The organism is Kribbella sp. NPDC050241 (genome assembly GCF_044459685.1).
Classification (GTDB): domain Bacteria; phylum Actinomycetota; class Actinomycetes; order Propionibacteriales; family Kribbellaceae; genus Kribbella.
This window is the reverse complement of sequence record NZ_JBITJE010000033.1, coordinates 1-1127: the sequence shown is the minus strand read 5'-3', so window position 1 is coordinate 1127 and position 1127 is coordinate 1. Positions and strand designations below refer to the sequence as shown.

Annotated in this window: 1 protein-coding gene; it reads right to left on the bottom strand. The window is 67.1% G+C overall.

What is annotated here, in order from left to right; all coding sequences use genetic code 11:
* On the bottom strand, positions 1–1074 hold the full coding sequence (locus ACIBG5_RS43625) for an IS630 family transposase (RefSeq protein ID WP_396397994.1): 1074 nt from the start codon (positions 1072–1074) through the stop codon (positions 1–3).
* Positions 1075–1127 lie beyond the last annotated feature (53 nt).

Genomic DNA, 1127 nt, shown 5'->3' with positions numbered 1-1127 from the left:
CTAGTGCCGCGCGTCTGAGGTCTTCTGACGGTTGGCTTTCTTGAGGATCTGGTCGGCGGTCTTGGTCCAGGCGAACGGGTGTGATCGGTCGTTCCAGCCGGTGATGAAGGCACGGATCTTGGTGTTGAGGTCGTTGACCGACCGGAAGGTGCCGCGGTGGATGGCTTGGCGTTCGATGATGGAGAACCACACCTCGACCAGGTTCATCCAGGACGCGTGGGTGGGTGTGAAGTGGACGCTGACGCGGGGGTTGTCGGCCAGCCAGGCCTTGACGTTGGGGTGCTTGTGGGCGGCGTAGTTGTCCATCACCAGGTGCAGTTCGCGGTCGGGGTGGGCGCGGGCGACCTGCTTGAGGAACGCGAGGAACTCCTGGTGACGATGCCTGGGTTTGCAGGCCGCGGTGACCTGGCCGGTGGCGATCTCCAGCGCGGCGAACAGGGTCGTGGTGCCGTGCCGGACATAGTCGTGGGAGCGGCGTTCGGCCAGCCCCGGCTGCAAGGGCAGGATCGGGGCTGTGCGATCCAGTGCCTGGATCTGCGACTTCTCATCCACGCACAACACGACCGCGTTGTCCGGCGGCGCCAAGTACAGGCCGACCACGTCGGTGACCTTGGCCGCCAACTCAGGATCGGTGGAGAACCGGAACGACTCCGACCGCCACGGCTGCACCCCGAACTCACGCCACGCCCGGGCCACCGTGGCGTCCCCGATGCGCAGATGCCGCGCCAGCAGGCGCGACGACCAGTGCGTGACGCCGTACTTCTTCGGCGGCGGCGTCAACGTCGCCGCCACGATGCCCCGATGATCGACCGTGCGCGGCCGGCCCGCACGCGGCTCGTCGTCCAGCCCAGCCAGCCCCCGCTCGCCATAGCGATCACGCCAGCCGATCACCGTCGGCCGCGACACACCAACCAGCTCCGCGATCCTGGAGTTCGACACCCCTTGCGAGGCCAGCAACACGATCCGGGCCCGCTGTGCCAGGCCGGCCCGCACACTCGACGCCCGCGTCAACGCAACCAACCCCGCCTCGTCACCCTCACGCAACACCAACGCAGCAGCAGGACGATTGGCCATGCCTCATCATCCCAACCACCAACCGTAAATCAACTAACGACGCGCGGCACTAG

What these genes read in the sequence shown, in the direction of transcription:
- ACIBG5_RS43625 (WP_396397994.1), bottom strand. Translation starts at nt 1,074, where the DNA reads ATGGCCAATCGTCCTGCTGCTGCGTTGGTGTTGCGTGAGGGTGACGAG.